17 protein-coding genes and 1 pseudogene are annotated in these 18,719 nt (G+C 72.7%); 4 read left to right on the forward strand and 14 right to left on the reverse strand.

Annotated elements, in window-relative coordinates; genetic code table 11:
• Nucleotides 1-7 precede the first annotated feature (7 nt).
• A pseudogene (locus tag AB0M18_RS14450) lies at nt 8-610 on the forward strand (MFS transporter); the annotation flags it as partial.
• A 31-nt stretch (nt 611-641) separates the two neighbouring features.
• On the opposite strand, the gene AB0M18_RS14455 reads toward AB0M18_RS14450, so the two are convergent.
• From AB0M18_RS14455 to AB0M18_RS14475, 5 genes are all read right to left on the reverse strand, one after another.
• Nucleotides 642-995 (reverse strand): MmcQ/YjbR family DNA-binding protein, encoded by a 354-nt coding sequence (locus AB0M18_RS14455; protein WP_365757559.1) that lies wholly within the window; start codon nt 993-995, stop codon nt 642-644.
• A complete protein-coding gene (locus tag AB0M18_RS14460) occupies nt 992-2,308 on the reverse strand; it encodes a hemolysin family protein (RefSeq protein ID WP_365757561.1) in 1,317 nt (438 codons plus the stop codon). Before AB0M18_RS14460 ends, AB0M18_RS14455 begins: the two co-directional genes overlap by 4 nt.
• 22 nt (nt 2,309-2,330) lie before the next feature.
• A complete protein-coding gene (ybeY, locus tag AB0M18_RS14465) occupies nt 2,331-2,828 on the reverse strand; it encodes an rRNA maturation RNase YbeY (protein WP_116161066.1) in 498 nt (165 codons plus the stop codon).
• A gap of 12 nt (nt 2,829-2,840) precedes the next feature.
• Entirely contained in the window at nt 2,841-3,908 is a 1,068-nt protein-coding gene (locus AB0M18_RS14470) for a PhoH family protein (RefSeq protein WP_365757563.1), read from the reverse strand.
• Nucleotides 3,909-4,057: 149 nt separating this feature from the next.
• Nucleotides 4,058-5,170 (reverse strand): PfkB family carbohydrate kinase, encoded by a 1,113-nt coding sequence (locus tag AB0M18_RS14475; RefSeq protein ID WP_365757565.1) that lies wholly within the window; start codon nt 5,168-5,170, stop codon nt 4,058-4,060.
• Nucleotides 5,171-5,427: 257 nt separating this feature from the next.
• Here AB0M18_RS14475 and AB0M18_RS14480 point away from each other — a divergent pair, with 257 nt between their 5' ends.
• Complete coding sequence (locus AB0M18_RS14480; protein ID WP_365757567.1) at nt 5,428-6,789, forward strand: MFS transporter; 1,362 nt, start codon at nt 5,428-5,430, stop codon at nt 6,787-6,789.
• A gap of 95 nt (nt 6,790-6,884) precedes the next feature.
• On the opposite strand, the gene AB0M18_RS14485 is transcribed toward AB0M18_RS14480, so the two are convergent.
• The 7 genes from AB0M18_RS14485 to hrcA form a co-directional block, all read right to left on the reverse strand.
• Nucleotides 6,885-7,883 carry an adenosine deaminase gene (locus tag AB0M18_RS14485; protein WP_365757569.1) on the reverse strand — a complete coding sequence of 333 codons (999 nt, stop codon included), beginning with the start codon at nt 7,881-7,883 and terminating at the stop codon, nt 6,885-6,887.
• 12 nt (nt 7,884-7,895) lie between these two features.
• On the reverse strand, nt 7,896-8,810 hold the full coding sequence (locus AB0M18_RS14490) for a ribonuclease Z (protein WP_365757571.1): 915 nt from the start codon (nt 8,808-8,810) through the stop codon (nt 7,896-7,898).
• Between the two features lie 19 nt (nt 8,811-8,829).
• Complete coding sequence (locus tag AB0M18_RS14495; protein ID WP_365757573.1) at nt 8,830-9,189, reverse strand: histidine triad nucleotide-binding protein; 360 nt, start codon at nt 9,187-9,189, stop codon at nt 8,830-8,832.
• A gap of 108 nt (nt 9,190-9,297) precedes the next feature.
• The gene (locus AB0M18_RS14500; RefSeq protein WP_365757575.1) at nt 9,298-10,041 is read right to left on the reverse strand and encodes a 16S rRNA (uracil(1498)-N(3))-methyltransferase; all 744 of its coding nucleotides are present in this window, start codon (nt 10,039-10,041) and stop codon (nt 9,298-9,300) included.
• Nucleotides 10,038-11,150, reverse strand: a complete 1,113-nt coding sequence (locus AB0M18_RS14505) for a nitronate monooxygenase (RefSeq protein ID WP_365757577.1) — start codon at nt 11,148-11,150, stop codon at nt 10,038-10,040. The genes AB0M18_RS14500 and AB0M18_RS14505 overlap by 4 nt, the downstream gene beginning before the upstream one ends.
• A gap of 132 nt (nt 11,151-11,282) precedes the next feature.
• Nucleotides 11,283-12,422, reverse strand: a complete 1,140-nt coding sequence (gene dnaJ / locus AB0M18_RS14510; RefSeq protein ID WP_362537975.1) for a molecular chaperone DnaJ — start codon at nt 12,420-12,422, stop codon at nt 11,283-11,285.
• Complete coding sequence (hrcA, locus tag AB0M18_RS14515) at nt 12,423-13,442, reverse strand: heat-inducible transcriptional repressor HrcA (RefSeq protein WP_365757580.1); 1,020 nt, start codon at nt 13,440-13,442, stop codon at nt 12,423-12,425. It abuts the gene before it with no gap.
• Nucleotides 13,443-13,598: 156 nt separating this feature from the next.
• Here hrcA and AB0M18_RS14520 point away from each other — a divergent pair, with 156 nt between their 5' ends.
• Both AB0M18_RS14520 and AB0M18_RS14525 read left to right on the forward strand, forming a co-directional pair.
• Complete coding sequence (locus AB0M18_RS14520) at nt 13,599-14,321, forward strand: MBL fold metallo-hydrolase (protein ID WP_365757582.1); 723 nt, start codon at nt 13,599-13,601, stop codon at nt 14,319-14,321.
• 79 nt (nt 14,322-14,400) lie between these two features.
• On the forward strand, nt 14,401-15,204 hold the full coding sequence (locus AB0M18_RS14525) for a DUF3097 domain-containing protein (protein WP_365757584.1): 804 nt from the start codon (nt 14,401-14,403) through the stop codon (nt 15,202-15,204).
• A gap of 154 nt (nt 15,205-15,358) precedes the next feature.
• Here AB0M18_RS14525 and hemW read toward each other — a convergent pair whose 3' ends face one another.
• Together hemW and AB0M18_RS14535 are read right to left on the reverse strand one after the other, a co-directional pair.
• Nucleotides 15,359-16,591: a radical SAM family heme chaperone HemW gene (gene hemW, locus AB0M18_RS14530; protein ID WP_365757586.1), complete on the reverse strand. Its 1,233-nt coding sequence runs from the start codon at nt 16,589-16,591 to the stop codon at nt 15,359-15,361.
• Between the two features lie 91 nt (nt 16,592-16,682).
• Complete coding sequence (locus AB0M18_RS14535; RefSeq protein ID WP_365757588.1) at nt 16,683-18,560, reverse strand: long-chain fatty acid--CoA ligase; 1,878 nt, start codon at nt 18,558-18,560, stop codon at nt 16,683-16,685.
• Nucleotides 18,561-18,719: the final 159 nt, after the last annotated feature.

Consider the following 18,719-nt stretch of genomic DNA (forward strand, 5'->3'; position numbering starts at 1 on the left):
GCACCCGGCCCCGCTGGTCTCGCTGCCGGTGCTGCGCCGCCGCACGGTCGCCTTCGGCAACCTGGGCGGTCTGGTCACCTTCTCGATGATGTCGACGATCGTCTTCGTGCTGACCCTGTACCTCCAGGAGACGCTGGGCCTGTCGGCCTTCGCCTCCGGCATCGTCTTCGGCGTCCAGGGCGCCTTCTCGGTCCTCGCCGGGATGGTCACGCCGCGGGTGATCGGCCGGCTCGGCGCCCGCCGCACCCTGGCCGTCTCGCTCGCCGGCCAGGGCCTGCTCACGGCCGCGCTGCTGCTCGTGGGCCGGGAGTCGGGCGCCGTCCTGGCGACCGTCGCCGTCTCGGCGGCCTCGATGCTGCACCTGGGCGCGATCATCTCGTACGGCGTGACCGTCACCTCCGGCGTCCGCGACGAGGAGCAGGGCCTTGCGACCGGCCTGGTCACCACCACCCAGCAGGTCGGGCTCACGGTCGGCATCCCGATGCTGGGCGTGCTCGCCACCACCGGCGCCGACCTGTTCTCCGGGGTCCGTACGGTGATCGCCCTGGACGCGGCGATCGTGCTCGGCGCGGCGCTGCTCGTCGCCCTCGGCCTGCGGAAGCGTGCCTGAGGAGACGCGCCTGAGGAGACGCGCCTGAGGGTCAGGGCCGGTCGAGGCGGAGCCGTACCGCCCGGGGAAGACCGGCGACCACCAGGTCGTACGAGTCCTCGACGAGCTCCCGGACCATCCGGTCCGGGAGCTCTCCCACGCGCACGGTGTTCCAGTGCCGCTTGTTCATGTGCCAGCCGGGGAGGATCGCCGGATGCTCCTCGCGCAGCCGTACGGCGTCGTCCGGATCGCACTTGAGGTTGACGCTGAGCGGCTCGGCGTCGAGCGCCGACAGCGCGAACATCTTCCCGGCGACCTTGAAGACGGAGGTCTCCGGATTGAACGGGAACTCCTCCGTCGCGTCGTTGAACTCCAGGCAGAACGCGCGCAGCTGCTCGGGCGTCATCCCTCCGTGCCCTCCCCCTCGGCCCCGGCGCCGCTCTTGCCGAGCGGCTCGACGAGCACGGTCACGATCTTGTTCCGGCGGCCGGCCGGGGACTCGGCGGTGAGCCGCAGGGTCCGCCCGTCGGGCAGCTCCACCACCGCGTTGGCGCCGGCGATCGGCACCCGGCCGAGGGCCTTGGCGAGCAGTCCGCCGACCGTCTCCACGTCCTCGTCGTCGTACTCGTCGGGCCCGAAGCCGTAGAGCTCGCCGAGGTCGCCGATGTCGAGGCGGGCGGTGACCCGGTAGCGGTCGTCGCCGAGCTCCTCGACGGGCGGCAGCTCCCGGTCGTACTCGTCGGTGATCTCGCCGACGATCTCCTCCAGGATGTCCTCGATGGTGACGATCCCGGCCGTGCCGCCGTACTCGTCGATGACGACGGCGACGTGGTTGCGCTCCTGCTGCATCTCGCGCAGCAGGTCGCCCGCGTTCTTGGTGTCGGGCACGAAGGCCGCCGGGCGCATCGTCGTGGAGACGAGGTCCGCCTCGGCGTCCCGGTTGATGTGCGTCTTGCGGACCAGGTCCTTCAGATACACGATGCCGACGATGTCGTCCTCGTTCTCCCCGGTCACCGGGATCCGGGAGAAGCCGGAGCGCAGTGCGAGGGTGAGGGCCTGACGGACCGTCTTGTAGCGCTCGATGCACACCAGGTCGGTGCGCGGCACCATCACCTCGCGCACCAGGGTGTCGCCGAGCTCGAAGACCGAGTGCACCATGCGGCGCTCCTCGTCCTCGATCAGCGACTCCTGCTCGGCCAGGTCGACCATCGCCCGCAGCTCCGCCTCGGAGGCGAACGGTCCCTTGCGGAAGCCCTTGCCGGGCGTCAGCGCGTTGCCGATGAGGATGAGCAGCTGCGGGATCGGGCCCATGATCCGGGCCAGCGGCAGCAGGACGTACGCGGCGGCGGTCGCCGTGTTCAGCGGGTGCTGGCGGCCGATGGTGCGCGGTGAGACGCCGACGGCGACGTACGACACGAGCACCATGACGGCGATCGCGACGAGCAGCGCCTGCCAGGTCTCCGGGAAGGCCTCCAGGCAGGCGTACGTGACGAGGACGCCGGCCGCCATCTCGCAGGCGACGCGGACGAGCAGCGCCACGTTGAGATAGCGGGTCGGGTCGGAGGCCACCTGGGCCAGCTTCTCGGCCCCGCGCCGCCCGGACCGTACGGCCTCGGCGGCGCGGAAGCTGGAGACGCGGGCGATGCCGGCCTCGGCGCAGGCGGCGAGCCAGGCGACGATGACGAGGGCGACCGCCCCGAGGATCAGTTGTGCGCTCATGAACTGCCGGGCCTGCCGGGGGTCAGGAGACGGTGGGCGCGGGCGACGGGCCGGTCAGGCCCTTCTCCGCGCGCCAGCCGTCCACGATGGCGGCCTGGAGACCGAACATCTCGGCCTTCTCGTCCGGCTCCTCGTGGTCGTAGCCGAGCAGGTGCAGCACGCCGTGGACGGTGAGCAGCTGGAGCTCCTCGTCCATGGAGTGCTGGGTCGGGGCGTCCTTGCCCTGCTGGGTGGCGACCTCGGGGCAGAGCACGATGTCGCCGAGGAGCCCCTGCGGGGGCTCCTCGTCGTCCTTCGACGGCGGGCGCAGCTCGTCCATCGGGAAGGACATGACGTCCGTGGGGCCCGGCAGGTCCATCCACTGGATGTGGAGCTGCTCCATCGCCTCCGCGTCCACGACGATCACCGAGAGCTCGGAGAGCGGGTGGATGCGCATCCGTGCGAGCGCGTAGCGGGCGATGTCGAGGATCGACTGCTCGTCGACCTCGGTGCCGGACTCGTTGTTGACGTCGATCGACATGTGCTGCTGTGTCTACTTCCCGTTGCGGCCGGTGCGCTGTTCGTACTGCTTCTCGTGCTGCCGGCGCTGCTCGCTTGCGCTGTCGTACTTCTCGTACGCGTCGACGATACGGCCGACGAGCCGGTGCCGTACGACATCCTGCGACGTGAGCATCGAGAAGTGCACGTCGGCGACGCCGTCCAGGATGTCCCTGACCTGCCGCAGACCGCTCTTCGTGCCGCCCGGCAGGTCGACCTGGGTGATGTCACCGGTGATGACGATCTTCGAGTCGAAGCCGAGGCGGGTGAGGAACATCTTCATCTGCTCGGGGTTCGTGTTCTGCGCCTCGTCGAGGATGATGAACGCGTCGTTGAGCGTGCGGCCGCGCATGTACGCGAGCGGCGCGACCTCGATCGTCCCGTTCGCCATCAGCTTGGGGATCGAGTCGGGGTCGAGCATGTCGTGCAGCGCGTCGTAGAGCGGGCGCAGATAGGGGTCGATCTTCTCGTAGAGCGTGCCGGGCAGGAAGCCGAGCCGCTCGCCCGCCTCGACCGCCGGCCGGGTCAGGATGATCCGGGTGACCTGCTTGGACTGCAGGGCCTGGACCGCCTTGGCCATGGCCAGATAGGTCTTTCCGGTACCGGCGGGGCCGATGCCGAAGACGATGGTGTGCTTGTCTATGGCGTCGACGTAGTGCTTCTGGTTGAGCGTCTTGGGGCGAATGGTGCGGCCGCGGCTGGAGAGGATGTTCTGGGTGAGCACCTCGGAAGGCGTCTCGACCGCGGTCTCCCCGTCGGTCTCCTCCCGCAGCATGGCGATCGATCGTTCCACCGCGTCCTCCGTCATCGGCTGTCCGGTGCGGAGCACCAGCATCATCTCGTCGAACAGGCGCTGAACGAGCGCGACTTCCTTCGCGTCACCGATCGCGCTGATCTCGTTTCCCCGGACATGGATGTCGGTGGCGGGGAACGCTTCCTCGATCACGCGCAGCAGGGCGTCTCGGGAGCCCAGGACCATCACCATGGGGTGCTTGGCGGGGACCTTGAACTGGGCGCGGGCCTGCCCCGGCGCGGGGGTGTGGGCTGTGGGTGTCTGAGTCATGGGCCGGCACTGTGGCCTGCACATACCTCCCGTTGCAGGGTTCTCGCTGCTCGACAACCTCTCGGGTACCAAGCCTACGACTCGCCTCGGACAACCCTGAACGGTTTTTACGGGGCCCGCGGACCCCGGCGGAATCCCGGAAACGGGGTTCAGGAGGCGGGCGCCGGGCGGAAGCCGATGGTGGGGACGGCCCTGCGCAGCGGCCAGGGGCGGGCCGGGGCCGGCAGGAGCCGCTCCAGGAAGGCGTAGCGGGCCCGCAGGGCGGCCGGGTCCTGGCACTCGTGGTCCTGGACGTGTGCCCACCAGGCGGCGATCTCGCCCCAGGTCGGCGCGGAGAGCGAGCCGCCGAACTCCTGGACGGAGAGGGCGGCGGTGAGTCCGGCGAAGGCGAGCCGGTCGGCGAGCGGCCAGCCGGCCAGGGTGCCGGTGACGAAGCCGGCCACGAAGACGTCGCCGGCGCCGGTCGGGTCGAGCGCGGAGACCTGGATCGCGGGCACCTCGGCGGTCTCGCCGGTGGCCCCGTCGACGGCGTACGCGCCTTCGGAGCCGAGGGTGACGACGGCGTAGCGCACCTTGTCGGCGAGCGCCCGGGCGGCGGCCCGGGGGCATTCGGTGCGGGTGTAGCGCATCGCCTCGGCGGCGTTGGGCAGGAAGGCCTCGCAGTGCTCCAGGTCGGTCAGGCCCGCCAGGTCCCAGCGGCCGGTGTCGTCCCAGCCGACGTCGGCGAACACCTTGGCGCCGGCCCCGGCGGCCCGGGCCACCCACTCCTCGCTGCGGCCGGGCACGAGGGAGGCGACGGCGGCGCGGGCGTGCGGCGGGTAGGCGGGCGGACCGGCGGGCAGGCCGCCGTCGAGGGGCGGGGCGGCGTGGCCGTGCGAGACCATCGTCCGCTCGCCCTCGTAGGCCATGGAGACGGTGACGGGCGAGTGCCAGCCGGGCACGGTCCGCGACAGCGAGAGGTCGATCCCCTCGCCCTGCTCCAGGGCGTCCCAGCAGTACTCGCCGTAGTGGTCGTCGCCGAACGCGGCGGCCAGCGAGGTGCGCAGGCCGAGCCGGGCGAGCGCGGTGGCCATGTTGGCGACGCCGCCGGGGCTGGATCCCATGCCGCGGGCCCAGGACTCGGTGCCGCGGACGGGCGCGCTGTCGAGGCCGGTGAAGATGATGTCGAGGAAGACCGTGCCGGTGAGGAAGACGTCGCACTCGGGGTCGGTGGGCTCGCGCAGCCGCCCGAGCGGGTCGACGCTGTTGTCACGTTCGGTCACGGCTTGCTCCCCGGTCGTGGTGCGGCGGATCGGCACCGTGGGTACTGAGGGCTGATCTCGCCAGTGTGCCCGAGGAGGAGGGTGTTTCGCGCGCGATACCCGCCCAAGCACATCCCAAACCGATCGTGACCCACATCACAGACCGAATCGGGGGATAACGGCTTCTCCGCCCACTCGGATGCTTGATACACATGGTGCCGCGACCCCGTGGCTCACCGGGCGCCATCTCATTTCCCTGTTCAGTTCCTGGAACGCCCATGTCGTCGCGCCGTCCGCGTGCCCTGCGTCCGCGTGCCCTGGGGGCGGTCACCGCTCTCGTCGCTCTCTTCACGGCCGGATACCTCGCCCCGTACCTGCTGCCGACCGTCGTCGGCCGGCTGTCCACGGGCCTCGGTATCGGTCCCGCCCAAGCCGGTCTGATCGGCTCGATCCTGCTGCTCGGCTCGGCCTCGGCGGGCTTCACGCTCGCGGCGCGGGCGGACCAGATCGGCCCGCGCCGGGCGGCGCGGCTCGGCCTGCTGCTGATGTTCGTCGGGTACGGCACGGCCGCGGCGACCGGCATCGTCCCGCTGGTCGTGGCGGGCGCGGTCGTCGGCGGCTTCGGCTCCGGTACGGCGACGGCGGTCGCCGCGGCGGGCATCGCGGGCCGCCCGGACCCGCATCGCGCGTCGTCCCTCGGGCTGCTGTCCGTGTCGGCGGCGGCGGGCGCGCTGTATCTGACGCTGCCGCACCTGGGCGGCGGCCACGCGCTGCCGTTCGCGGCGATCGCGGGGACGGCGCTGCTCGTGGCGCCGAGCACGGTGTGGCTGCCGGACGGCCGCGCGGTCCGTCTGACGGCGGCCGGCCGGCCGGAGCGGGGTCCGCTGCCGCAGCGCGTCGCGGGCACGGTCCTGGCGGGCGCGATCCTGCTCTGGTCGATGGCGCAGAACGCGCTGTGGGGCGTCAGCGGCCGGATCGGCCTGACCCAGGCGGGCCTGTCGGAGGTCACGCTCGGCCTGGTCTTCGCGGTGGCGCTCGGCGCGGGCCTGGTGGGTGTGATCGGCGCGGGCGCGCTTGGCTCACGGCTCGGGCGGGCGGTGCCGATCGGCGCGGGCACGGCGCTGATCGCGGCCTGTGTGCTGCTCAGTTCGGCGGCGCGCGGCCCCGTCTCCTTCGCGACCGGAGAGATCGCGTGGAACGCGGTCTACCCCGTCGTCCTCTCCTACCTGCTCGGCCTCGCCGCCTCCCTCGACCCGCGCGGCCGCTGGGCGGTCCTCGTCGGCTCGGCGTCCTCCCTGGGCGTGGCCTGCGGCCCCGTCACCGGCAGCCTCCTGTCCGAGGCGGCCGGCTACCCCGGCATGGGCCTGGCCCTCTGCGCCCTGCTGCTCCTGGTCGCCGCCCCGATGACCGCCGTCGCCCGCCACGCCTCCGGCCGCCCCCTGGTCCCCGGCTCCGTCCACCGCCGCGGCGGCGCCCCCGCCGCCGTCCTCGCGGCGACCACCACCCCGACGCCCCGGGTCCCCCAGATGGGCGCCCCAGAACAGCAGATCACCCCTGTGCCGGTCCCGACGACGGCGCCGGCCGGCCGCCGCCGCCTGTCGAAGTCGTCCTTCCGCCTGGCGGGAAGGACGCGGGGGTAGGGGATCGGCCCTGCCCCACGCCACACGCGCTGCCGGCCGGAGGCCCGGGGCCAGGGTGCGGCGCGGAGACGGGCCGGGCCTGAGGGCTGTGCGGGCTACGCCCGCTCGAACTCGTACGCCTCGACCTCGGCCAGGTACCGCTCGCGCCGCGGCTCGTCGTCCTCCAGGAACGACGCCTCGAAGGAGTTCCGGGCCAGCGTCCGCAGCTCCTCCTCGCCCAGCCCCAACGCACCCCGCACCGCGTCGAAGTTGTCGCCGGCGTAGCCGCCGAAGTACGCCGGGTCGTCCGAGTTGACCGTCGCCACCAGGCCCGCCGTCAGCATCTCCCGCAGCGGGTGCCGCTCCAGGACGTCGATCGCCCGCAGCCGCACGTTCGACAGCGGACACAGCGTCAGCGGCACCCGCTCCCGGACGAGCCGGGCCACCAGGTCCGGGTCCTCCAGGCAGCGCAGGCCGTGGTCGACGCGCTCCACGCCCAGGACGTCGAGGGCCTCGCGCACGTACGCCGCCGGGCCCTCCTCGCCCGCGTGGGCGACCCGGCGCAGACCGAGCCGCGCGGCCTCCTCGTACACCGCGCGGAACTTCGCCGGCGGGTGCCCGACCTCCGCCGAGTCGAGGCCGACCCCGATGATCCGGTCCAGATACGGCTTCGCGGCCTCGAGCGTGGCCATCGCCGACTCGGCCGACTCGTCGCGCAGGAAGCACATGATGAGCCGGGTCGAGATCCCGTGACGCTCCTCCGCGCGGTCCAGGGCCGCGCCGAGGCCCTCCACGACCACGCCCATCGGCACACCGCGCGCCGCGTGCGCCTGCGGGTCGAAGAAGATCTCGGCGTGCCGCACACCCTGCTCCGCCGCCCGCGCCAGATACGCGTCGGCGAGCTCGGTGAAGTCGTCGGCGGTGCGCAGCACCGCCATCAGCGAGTAGTAGAGGTCGAGGAAGGACTGGAGGTCGCTGAAGCGGTACGCCTCGCGCAGCGCCTCCGTGTCCGCGTACGGCAGCGTCACCCCGTTCCGCGCGGCCAGCGCGAACGCCAGCTCGGGTTCCAGGGTGCCTTCGATGTGGAGGTGCAGTTCGGCCTTGGGTACGGGCATGGGTTGAACGTTCTATCTCTTCGGTACGGGGACCCTCATCAGGTCCTGGGCAATACTCAGCTCCCCCGTGAACCCCGCCGCCCGCGCCTGCCGCTCGAACTCCGCCGGATCGGCGTACCGCTGCGAGAAGTGCGTCAGCACCAGGTGCCGTACGCCCGCGTCGCGCGCGACCGCCGCCGCCTGACCTGCGGTCAGATGTCCGTGGTCCGCTGCGAGACGGGCGTCCTCGTCGAGGAAGGTCGACTCGATGACGAGCATGTCCGCGCCCTCGGCCAGGGCGTGGACCCCGTCGCACAGGCGGGTGTCCATGACGAACGCGAACCGCTGCCCGCGCCGCACCTCGCTCACGTCCTCCAGCGTGACGCCGCCGAACGCCCCGTCGAGAACGCCCTCCCGCTGGAGCCGGCCCACGTCGGGACCCTTGATGCCGTGCGCGGCGAGCCGCTCGGGGAGCAGCCGGCGCCCGTCGGGCTCGACGAGCCGGTAGCCGTAGGACTCCACGGGGTGGGAGAGCCGGCGGGCCTCCAGCGTGTACGTGTCGGTGACGGCCAGCGGCCCGTCCGCGACGACCGGCGCCTCGGCCAGCTTCACCGTCTCGCGGTACGCCGTCGCGTACCGCAGCCGCTCGAAGAAGTGCTGCCCGCTCGCCGGGTAGTGCGCGGTGACCGGGTGCGGCACCTGGTCGAGGTTGATCCGCTGGATCACCCCGGCCAGGCCGAGCGAGTGGTCGCCGTGGAAGTGCGTGACGCATATCCGGTTCAGGTCGTGCGCCGCGACCCCGGCTCGCAGCATCTGCCGCTGCGTCCCCTCACCGGGGTCGAAGAGGATGCCGGTGCCGTCCCAGCGCAGCAGATAGCCGTTGTGGTTGCGGTGCCGGGTCGGGACCTGGCTGGCCGTGCCGAGGACGACCAGTTCGCGTACGGACACAGGATCTGCCCCGTCCCGACTATCCGGGGGGCCAGTTGAGGCCGCGGCCGCCCAGCACGTGCGCGTGCGCGTGGAAGACGGTCTGGCCGGCACCGGCGCCGGTGTTGAAGACGATGCGGAAACCGCTGTCGACGACCTTCTCCTGCGCCGCGACCTCGCCGGCCTCCCGCAGTATGTCGGCGGCGACGCTCGGCGCGGCGGCGGCGAGCGAGGCGGCGTCCGGGTAGTGCAGCCGCGGGATGATCAGGACGTGCGTGGGCGCCTGCGGGTTGATGTCGCGGAACGCGAGGGTGGTCTCCGTCTCGCGCACGATCGTCGCCGGGACCTCCCCCTCCGCGATCTTGCAGAACAGGCAGTCGCTCTGCGGCTCTCCGGCCATGGCCCGGACCTCCTCGCCTCTGTCGATCATCAGTACACGCGCATGCTATCCGGCCCCGCCGTCACGGCCCGGAGGTTATCCACAGGCCACGGCGCCGGGCCGTGCCGCCTACGACCAGCGACCGGTGCGCCCGAGCACCAGCGCGGCCGCCGCCGTCCCGGCCGTGGAGGTGCGCAGCACGCTGGACCCCAGGCGGTACGGCCTGGCCCCGGCCGCCTCGAAGAGCGCCAACTCCTCGGGCGACACCCCGCCTTCGGGCCCGACGACCAGGACGATCGAGCCCCGGGCGGGCAGCTCGGCGGTGGCCAGCGCACCGCTCGGGTGGTCGCGGTCCTCGTGCAGGACGGCGGCGAGGTCCGCCTCGGCGAGCAGCGCGGCGACCTGCTTGCCGGACATCAGCTCGGCGACCTCGGGGAAACGGGTGCGGCGGGACTGCTTGCCGGCCTCACGGGCGGTGGCCCGCCACTTGGCCAGCGCCTTCTGGCCGCGCTCGCCCTTCCACTGGGTGATGCAGCGGGACGCGGCCCACGGCACGATCGCGTCGACCCCGGTCTCCGTCATGGTCTCGACGGCGAGTTCGCCGCGGTCGCCCTTGGGAAGGGCCTGGACGACGGTGATCCGGGGCGCCGGCTCGGGGTCCGCGTGCACGGCGGTGACCTCGACGGTCAGCTGGTCCTTGCCCTCGGCGGCGGCGACCGCGCACTCCGCCCAGGCGCCGCGCCCGTCGGTGAGCACCAGCTCCTCACCGGCCCGCAGCCGCTTCACGGACACGGCGTGCCGGCCCTCGGGCCCGTCGAGGAGGAAGCCGCCGACGGCGGGCACGGCGTCGACGACGAAGACGGGTGCGGTCACGAAGTGCTCCTGGTGCTGGGACTGGGGCTGGGGCTGGTGGTGAAGGTGTGGACGGCGGCGAGTTCGGCGGCGAGCAGCCCGACCAGGCGCCCGGCCGGCAGCTCGCGCGCGAGGCGGTGCCCCTGACCGGCCCACAGGGCCATCCCCTGCGGGTCGCCGGCGGTCGCGGCCGCCTTGCGCAGCGGCGCGGTCAGATGGTGCACCTCGGGGTACGCGGCGGGGGCGTACGGCCCGTGCTCCCGCATGAAACGGTTCACCAGGCCGCGCGCCGGACGCCCGGAGAACGCCCGGGTCAGCTCGGTGTGCGTGAACAGCGGATCGGTCAGGGCCCGCTTGTGCAGCGGATGCGCGCCCGACTCGGGGCACACCAGGAACGCCGTGCCGAGCTGCGCCGCGTCCGCGCCGGCCGCGAGCACGGCGGCTATCTGCCGGCCGCGCATGATCCCGCCGGTCGCGACGATCGGCAGCTCGACGCTCTCCCGGACCTCGGTGAGCAGCGTGAGCAGCCCGCGTCCGCGTCCGCTGCCCGGACCGGGCGTGTCGGCCGCGTCGTCGCGGAACGTGCCCTGGTGCCCGCCGGCCTCGATGCCCTGCACACAGATCGCGGCGGCACCGGCCCGCTCGGCGGTCCTGGCCTCCTCGACCGAGGTGACGGTGACGATCGTGTACGTACCGGCCCGGGCGAACGCGTCGAGCACGTCCCGGTCGGGGCAGCCGAAGGTGAAGGAGACCACCGGCACCGGGTCGTCGAGCAGGATCGCCAGCTTGGCGTCGTACGCGTCGTCCCGGCCGTGGTCCGGATCGCCGAGCGCCGTCTCGTACCAGGTGGCCTCGCCGGCCAGCTGGTGCCGGTAGACCTCGACGGCGGCCCGGTCGGCGGGCTGCCCGCCGGCCGGCATGAAGAGGTTCACGCCGAAGGGCCGCGCGGTGAGCGCGCGGACCTGCTTGATCTCCTGGTAGAGCCCGCCGGCGGTCTTGTACCCGCCGGCCAGGAACCCGAGCGCCCCGGCCTCGCACACGGCGCCGACGAGCTCGGGACAGGAGGCGCCACCCGCCATGGGGGCCTGCACGATCGGAAGACGCGAGAGATCGTTCAGTGCGGTGGACATGCAGGCATCGTGCCATGCCGCTCGGACCCCGCCGAAACGCGAGGGGCGCCCCGCACCCCAGAGGGTGAGGGACGCCCCTTCGAGGACGTACGGCATCGGGCTCCGCGCCCGGCGAACGGGCGGCCCGGACGCCTACCGCCCGTTGAACGCGTCCTTCAAGCGCGAGAACAGACCCTGCTGCCCGGGCTGGAACTGCCCCTGCGGCCGCTCCTCGCCGCGCAGCTTCGACAGCTCGCGCAGCAGGCGCTCCTGCTCCGGGTCGAGCTTGGTCGGGGTCTGGACCTCCACGTGCACGATCAGGTCGCCGCGGCCGTTGCCGCGCAGGTGGGTGACGCCGCGGCCGTGCAGCGGGATCGACTGGCCGGACTGGGTGCCCGGGCGGATGTCGACGTCCTCCAGACCGTCGAGGGTCTGGAGCTGCACCTTCGTGCCGAGGGCCGCCGCCGTCATCGGCAGGGTGACCGTGCAGTGCAGGTCGTCGCCGCGGCGCTGGAAGGTCTCGTGCGGGATCTCGTGGATCTCGACGTACAGGTCGCCGGCGGGGCCGCCGCCGGGGCCGACCTCGCCCTCGCCCGCGAGCTGGATCCGGGTGCCGTTGTCGACACCGGCCGGGATCTTGACGGTGAGGGTGCGGCGGGAGCGGACCCGCCCGTCGCCCGCGCACTCGGGGCACGGGGTCGGGACGACCGTGCCGAAGCCCTGGCACTGCGGGCAGGGGCGCGAGGTCATGACCTGGCCCAGGAAGGACCGGGTGACCTGGGAGACCTCGCCTCGGCCGCGGCACATGTCACAGGTCTGCGCCGAGGTGCCGGGCGCGGCGCCCTCGCCGGAGCAGGTGGCGCAGACGACGGCCGTGTCGACCTGGATGTCCTTGGTGGTGCCGAAGGCCGCCTCGTCGAGGGTGACCTCCAGGCGGATCATCGCGTCCTGGCCGCGCCGGGTGCGCGAGCGCGGGCCGCGCTGGGACGCCGTACCGAAGAAGGCGTCCATGATGTCCGAGAAGTTCCCGAAGCCGCCCGCGCCGAAGCCACCGGCCCCCGCGCCGCCGCCGGAGGCGGACAGCGGGTCGCCGCCGAGGTCGTAGACCTGCTTCTTCTGCGGGTCCGACAGCACCTCGTAAGCGGCGTTGATCTCCTTGAACCGCTCCTGGGTCTTCGGGTCCGGGTTCACGTCCGGGTGGAGCTCGCGGGCGAGTCGGCGGAAGGCCTTCTTGATCTCGTCCTGCGACGCGTCGCGGCGTACGCCCAGTACGGCGTAGTAGTCCGTGGCCACTTACGACTCCGCCAGGATCTGTCCGACGTAACGTGCCACTGCGCGTACCGCTCCCATCGTTCCGGGGTAGTCCATGCGGGTCGGTCCGACCACGCCGAGTTTGGCGACTGCCTCGCCGCCGGAACCGTAGCCGACCGAGACGACGGACGTGGACGTGAGGCCCTCGTGGGCGATCTCGTGCCCGATCCGTACGGTCATGCCGGATTCCTTGGCCTCGCCGAGGAGCTTGAGGAGCACGACCTGCTCCTCAAGGGCCTCCAGGACGGGCCTGATCGTCAGGGGGAAGTCGTGTCCGAAGCGGGTCAGATTGGCGGTGCCGCCGATCATGAGCCGCTCCTCCTGCTCCTCCACGAGCGTTTCGAGGAGGGTCGCGAGCACCGTCGAGACGGTACCGCGGTCCTCGACCTCCTCGAAGGACTCGGGCAGATCCTGCACCAGCTGCGGCACGTCCGCGAAACGGCGGCCGACGACGCGGCTGTTGAGCCGGGCCCGCAGATCGGCGAGGGAGGTCTCGCCGAAGGGCGCCGGGCAGTCGACGACCCGCTGCTCGACCCGGCCGGTGTCGGTGATCAGCACCAGCATCAGCCGGGCGGGCGCCAGTGAGAGCAGCTCCACGTGCCGGACCGTCGAACGGGTCAGCGACGGGTACTGCACGACGGCGACCTGCCGGGTCAGCTGCGCGAGCAGCCGCACCGTGCGGCCGACGACGTCGTCGAGGTCGACGGCTCCGTCGAGGAAGTTGTGGATCGCCCGCCGCTCGGGGGTGGACAGGGGCTTGACGCCGGCCAGCCGGTCGACGAACAGGCGGTAGCCCTTGTCGGTGGGGATGCGGCCGGCGCTGGTGTGGGGCTGGGCGATGTAGCCCTCCTCCTCCAGGACCGCCATGTCGTTGCGCACGGTGGCGGGCGACACGCCGAGCCGGTGGCGCTCGGTCAGCGCCTTGGACCCGACGGGCTCCTCCGTGCCGACGTAGTCCTGGACGATGGCGCGCAACACCTCGAGCCTGCGTTCGCTGAGCATCGCGCGCACCTCCAGCTCTCGTTCCGGTTCCGGTTGCTCCGCATTTGGCACTCGCCCTGCCCGAGTGCCAGCAATCCCCCGGCCAGTGTACGGCGGCGGACATCGCTCCTGGCAAGGAGGCGGCGTCGACCGGGCCGGAGCGGTTAGCGTCGCGGCATGGACATGGACTGGGAGACGTACGGCTGGGAGCGGCTCGGCGAGGGCGTGGGACGCCGCCGGCTGCCGGGCTGGGACGCCACGGTGGGCCTGGTGACGGGGCGGGACGCGGTGCTGCTGTACGACACGGGCGCCACGCTCGCGCAGGGCGCGGAGCTGCGCGAGCAGGTGACGGCTCTCACGGGCGGGCGCAGGGTGACGCATGTCGCACTCAGTCACCCGCACTTCGACCATGTCCTCGGCACGGCGGTCTTCGCGGGCGCGGAGGTCTTCGGCGCGGTCGGCATGGACACGCTGCTGCGGCGGGAGGCCGAGGAGCTGCGCATGGACGCGGTACGGCAGGGGGTGGACGAGGCGGCCGCGACGGAGGCCGCCGAGGTGCTCGTCGCGCCGAGGCACACCGTGACCGGCGAGTGGACCCTCGACCTGGGCGGCCGCCAGGTCCTGCTCGCGAACGTCGGCCCCGGCCACTCCGGCCACGACCTGGCGGTGTTCGTGCCCGGCGCTCCCGAGGTGGTCTTCTGCGGCGACCTGGTGGAGGAGTCCGGCGAGCCGCAGGCCGGCCCGGACGCCCTCCCGGGCCGCTGGCCCGCCGCCCTGGACCGGCTGCTCGCCCTGGGCGGCGAGGACGCGGCGTACGTGCCGGGGCACGGCGCGGTGGTGGACGCGGCGTTCGTCCGGCGCCAGCGGGACGAACTGGCCCGCCGCTTCGCGGTGTCGTAGCCGGTGGTGTTCCGCTGCCGTCGCCCGAACGAGCGGGCCGTGACCGGCGGCTGACGCGTCATCGGCGAGAATCGGGCCCATGCGCAGCTACAACCCGGATCTCACGCCGCCCTGGAAGCGCTCGGCCCCCGCGCCGGAGGTGCCGGCCGACCCCGACCTCGTCGTCGAGGAGGTCTCGACGGGCTTCTGCGGGGCGGTGATCCGCTGTGAGGCGGGCACCGTGACCCTGGAGGACCGCTTCGGCAAGCACCGGGTCTTCCCGATGGAGCCGCGCGGCTTCCTTCTGGAGGGCCGGCCGGTCACGCTGGTCCGTCCCTCCCGCCCCGCCCCCTCCCACCCCACCCGCACCGCCTCCGGCTCGATCGCCGTCCCGGGCGCCCGGGCCCGGGTGGCCCGCGCGGGCCGCATCTACGTCGAGGGCCGCCACGACGCGGAACTGGTCGAACGCGTCTGGGGCGACGACCTGCGCATCGAGGGCGTCGTCGTCGAATACCTGGAGGGCATCGACGACCTCCCCGCCCTCGTCGCCGAGTTCGCCCCGGCCCCGGACGCCCGCCTCGGCGTGCTGGTCGACCATCTGGTCGCCGGCTCCAAGGAGTCCCGTATCGCGGCCCAGGTCTCCTCCCCCGACGTCCTGATCGTCGGCCACCCCTACATCGACATCTGGCAGGCCGTGAAGCCCGCCGCCCTCGCCATCCCCGCCTGGCCCACCGTCCCCCGCGGCCAGGACTGGAAGACGGGCATCTGCCACGCACTCGGCTGGCCGCCCAACACGGGCGCGGCCTGGCAGCACATCCTGTCCCGCGTCACCTCCTACAAGGACCTGGAACCGGAGCTCCTGGGCAGGGTCGAGGAGCTGATCGATTTCGTGACGGCGCCGTAGGGGGTCCCACCTCGCCCCCTCCGTTGTGGGCATACGTTCCGCAGGGGCGCGGGGTCCCCCTGGGCGAAGCCCTAGGGGGAGGGTAGGCACACGGACGGCGCCCCTTGCCGGGCCCAGGCTCCCGCGCCTGTGCCCGCACCACGCGTGCGCCGCGCTAGTCCACCAGGTCCCGCACCACCGCGTCGGCCAGCAGCCGACCCCGCAGGGTCAGGACCGCCCGCCCCTGGGCATACGGCTCCGCCGCGAGGAGCCCGTCACCGAGCGCCCGCTCGGCCGCCGCCAGCCCCGCCGGCTTCAGCAGCCCGAGCTCGACCCCGTCCCGCAGCCTCAGCTCAAGGAGCACCCGCTCCACCCGCCGGTCCTCGTCCGACAGGACCTCGCGCCCGGCGCCGGGGGACCGTCCCGCCCCCAGCGCGGCGGCGTACGCGCCCGGGTGCTTGACGTTCCACCACCGGACCCCGCCCACGTGGCTGTGGGCGCCGGGGCCGGCGCCCCACCAGTCGGCGCCGCGCCAGTAGAGCTCGTTGTGGAGGCAGCGGCCGGCGTCCGAGGTGGCCCAGTTGGAGACCTCGTACCAGTGGAAGCCCGCCGCGGACAGCACGTCCTCGGCGATCAGGTAGCGGTCGGCGTGCACGTCGTCGTCGGTCATGGGTATCTCGCCGCGCCGGATGCGCCGGGCCAGCTGGGTCCCCTCCTCGACGATCAGCGCGTAGGCGCTGATGTGGTCGGGTCCGGAGCCGATCGCCGCGTCGAGCGAGGCCCGCCAGTCCTCGTCGGTCTCGCCGGGCGTGCCGTAGATGAGGTCGAGGTTGACGTGCTCGAAGCCGGCCGCCCGCGCCTCGCCGACACAGGCCTCGGGCCGCCCGGGGGTGTGGTTCCGGTCGAGCACCTTCAGGACGTGCTGCCGGGCGCTCTGCATGCCGAAGGAGATCCGGTTGAAGCCGCCCTCCCGCAGCGTGGCGAGGTAGGCGGGGTCGACGGACTCCGGGTTCGCCTCGGTCGTCACCTCGGCGTCCTCGGCGAGCCCGAACTCGTCCCGGATCGCCGCGAGCATCGTCACGAGGTCGCCCGCGTCGAGCAGCGTGGGCGTGCCGCCGCCGACGAAGACGGTCCGCACCGGCCGCGGGTCGTCGCCGAGCACCTTGCGGGCAAGGCGTATCTCCTCGACGACCTGCCCCGCGTAGTTGTCCCGGGAGGCGAGCACCCCTCCGGCACCGCGCAGCTCGCTCGCGGTGTAGGTGTTGAAGTCGCAGTAACCGCACCGGGTGGCGCAGTACGGCACGTGCAGATAGAACCCGAGCGGCCGCTCACCGGCGCCCCGCAGGGCGTGGGCGGGCAGCGCCCCGTCCTCGGGCATGGGCTCACCATCGGGCAGTACGGAAGGCATGCAGCCATTGTCCCGTACCGCCCGACGGTCTCGCCGAGCCTGTGGATAACTCCACAGGCTCCGCAAAGGGCCCAGGTCAGGCGCCTGCGGCTCAGGCCTCCCGCGCGCCCGCGTACATCTCCTCGATCAGATGCTGGTAGGTCCGCTCCACGACCGGGCGCTTCATCTTCAGGCTCGGCGTGAGTTCGCCGTGCTCGACGTCGAGGTCGCGGGGCAGGAGACGGAACTTCTTGATCGTCTGCCAGCGCTGGAGTCCCTCGTTGAGGCGGCCGACGTAGCCCTCGATGAGCTGCTCGACCTGCGGGGAGGCGACGACCTCCGCGTAGGACTTGCCGGCGAGGTCGTGTTCGGCGGCCCAGCCGAGGATGGCGGGCTCGTCGAGGGCGATGAGCGCGCTGCAGTAGTTCCGGTCGGCGCCGAGCACCACGATGTTGGAGACGAACGGGCAGACGGCCTTGAACTGGCCCTCGATCTCCGTCGGGGCGATGTACTTGCCGCCGGAGGTCTTGAACAGGTCCTTCTTGCGGTCGGTGATCCGCAGGTAGCCGTCGGCGGACAGTTCGCCGATGTCGCCGGTGTGGAACCAGCCGTCGGACTCCAGGACCTCGGCGGTCTTCTCCGGCAGGCCGTGGTAGCCCTCCATGATGCCGGGGCTGCGGAGCAGGATCTCGCCGTCGTCGGCGATGCGGACCTCGGTGCCGGGGAGCGGCTTGCCGACGGTGCCGGTGCGGTAGGCCTCGCCGGGGTTGACGAAGGAGGCGGCGGAGGACTCCGTCAGGCCGTAGCCCTCCAGGATGTGGATGCCGGCGCCGGAGAAGAAGTAGCCGATGTCGGGGGCGAGGGCGACGGAGCCGGAGACGGCGGCGCGCAGCCGGCCGCCGAAGGCCTCGCGGAGCTTGCTGTAGACGAGCGCGTCGGCGACCTTGTGCTTGGCGGTGAGGCCGAAGGGCGCGGAGGCGGTGCCGGTGCGGCGGAAGTTGTCCTGGGTGACCTTGGCGTACTCGCGGGCGACGCCGGCCGCCCACTGGAAGATCTTGTACTTGGCGCCGCCGCCCTCGCGGGCCTTGGCCGCCACGCCGTTGTAGACCTTCTCGAAGATCCGGGGGACGGCGGCCATGTAGGTGGGCTGCACGATCGGCAGATTGACGATGATCTTGTCGATGCGGCCGTCGACGGCGGTGACGTGGCCGACCTCGATCTGGCCGGAGGTGAGCACCTTGCCGAAGACGTGGGCGAGCGGCAGCCAGAGGTACTGCACGTCGTCCTGGGTGACCAGGCCGGTGGCGGCGATGGCCTTGGCCATGTACGACCAGCTGTCGTGGCGCAGCCGTACGCCCTTGGGGCGGCCGGTGGTGCCGGAGGTGTAGATGAGGGTGGCGAGCTGCTCCTTGGTGATGGCGGCGACCCGCTCCTTGACCACCTCGGGGTGCTTCTCCAGGTACGCCTTGCCGCGGGCCTCCAGGTCGGCGAGGGTGAGCACCCACTCGTCGGCGGTGTCGACGCCCTCGGCGTCGATGACGACCACGTGGTGGAGGTGGGGCAGCTCGGCGCGCTGCTCGACGGCCTTGGCGTACTGGGCGGCGTTCTCCGCGATCAGGACGCGCGAGTCGGAGTCGGAGAGGATGAACGCCGACTCCTCGGCGTTGGTCTGCGGGTAGACGGTGGTGACGGCGGCGCCGGCGCACATGACGCCGAGGTCGGCGAGGATCCACTCGACCCGGGTGGCGGAGGCGAGGGCGACCCGCTCCTCGGGCTCGACGCCGAGGTCGATGAGGCCGGCGGCGATGGCGTGGACGCGTTCGGCGGCCTGCGCCCAGCTGAGCGACTTCCAGTCGTCGGGACCCTGGCCGGAGGCGGCCGGTACCGGATAGCGGTAGGCCTCGGCGTCCGGGGTCCGCTCCACGCGCTCCAGGAAGAGCGCCGCCACGGACGGCGGCCGGTTCTCGATCAGGGTCTGTGTGTCGCTCACGACGTCCTCCGGGCGGCGGCGGTGCGGTCAGGCGGGGCGTAACTAACTGGCGAGTAACCTTCGAGCGGCTTCAGAGTAGAGCGCCGGGGACCGGCGCGTAAGGGCTTGCATATAACGAACGGGTCTGCACGCCGTCGGCGCGCAGACCCGTTCGCGGTG

The sequence above is a fragment of the Streptomyces sp. NPDC051909 genome (assembly GCF_040681095.1).
GTDB lineage: Bacteria > Actinomycetota > Actinomycetes > Streptomycetales > Streptomycetaceae > Streptomyces.

What these genes read in the sequence shown, in the direction of transcription:
- AB0M18_RS14455 (WP_365757559.1), bottom strand. Translation starts at nt 995, where the DNA reads ATGACGCCCGAGCAGCTGCGCGCGTTCTGCCTGGAGTTCAACGACGCG.
- AB0M18_RS14460 (WP_365757561.1), bottom strand. Translation starts at nt 2,308, where the DNA reads ATGAGCGCACAACTGATCCTCGGGGCGGTCGCCCTCGTCATCGTCGCC.
- ybeY (WP_116161066.1), bottom strand. Translation starts at nt 2,828, where the DNA reads ATGTCGATCGACGTCAACAACGAGTCCGGCACCGAGGTCGACGAGCAG.
- AB0M18_RS14470 (WP_365757563.1), bottom strand. Translation starts at nt 3,908, where the DNA reads ATGACTCAGACACCCACAGCCCACACCCCCGCGCCGGGGCAGGCCCGC.
- AB0M18_RS14480 (WP_365757567.1), top strand. Translation starts at nt 5,428, where the DNA reads ATGTCGTCGCGCCGTCCGCGTGCCCTGCGTCCGCGTGCCCTGGGGGCG.
- AB0M18_RS14485 (WP_365757569.1), bottom strand. Translation starts at nt 7,883, where the DNA reads ATGCCCGTACCCAAGGCCGAACTGCACCTCCACATCGAAGGCACCCTG.
- AB0M18_RS14495 (WP_365757573.1), bottom strand. Translation starts at nt 9,189, where the DNA reads ATGGCCGGAGAGCCGCAGAGCGACTGCCTGTTCTGCAAGATCGCGGAG.
- AB0M18_RS14505 (WP_365757577.1), bottom strand. Translation starts at nt 11,150, where the DNA reads ATGTCCACCGCACTGAACGATCTCTCGCGTCTTCCGATCGTGCAGGCC.
- hrcA (WP_365757580.1), bottom strand. Translation starts at nt 13,442, where the DNA reads ATGCTCAGCGAACGCAGGCTCGAGGTGTTGCGCGCCATCGTCCAGGAC.
- AB0M18_RS14520 (WP_365757582.1), top strand. Translation starts at nt 13,599, where the DNA reads ATGGACATGGACTGGGAGACGTACGGCTGGGAGCGGCTCGGCGAGGGC.
- AB0M18_RS14525 (WP_365757584.1), top strand. Translation starts at nt 14,401, where the DNA reads ATGCGCAGCTACAACCCGGATCTCACGCCGCCCTGGAAGCGCTCGGCC.
- hemW (WP_365757586.1), bottom strand. Translation starts at nt 16,591, where the DNA reads ATGCCTTCCGTACTGCCCGATGGTGAGCCCATGCCCGAGGACGGGGCG.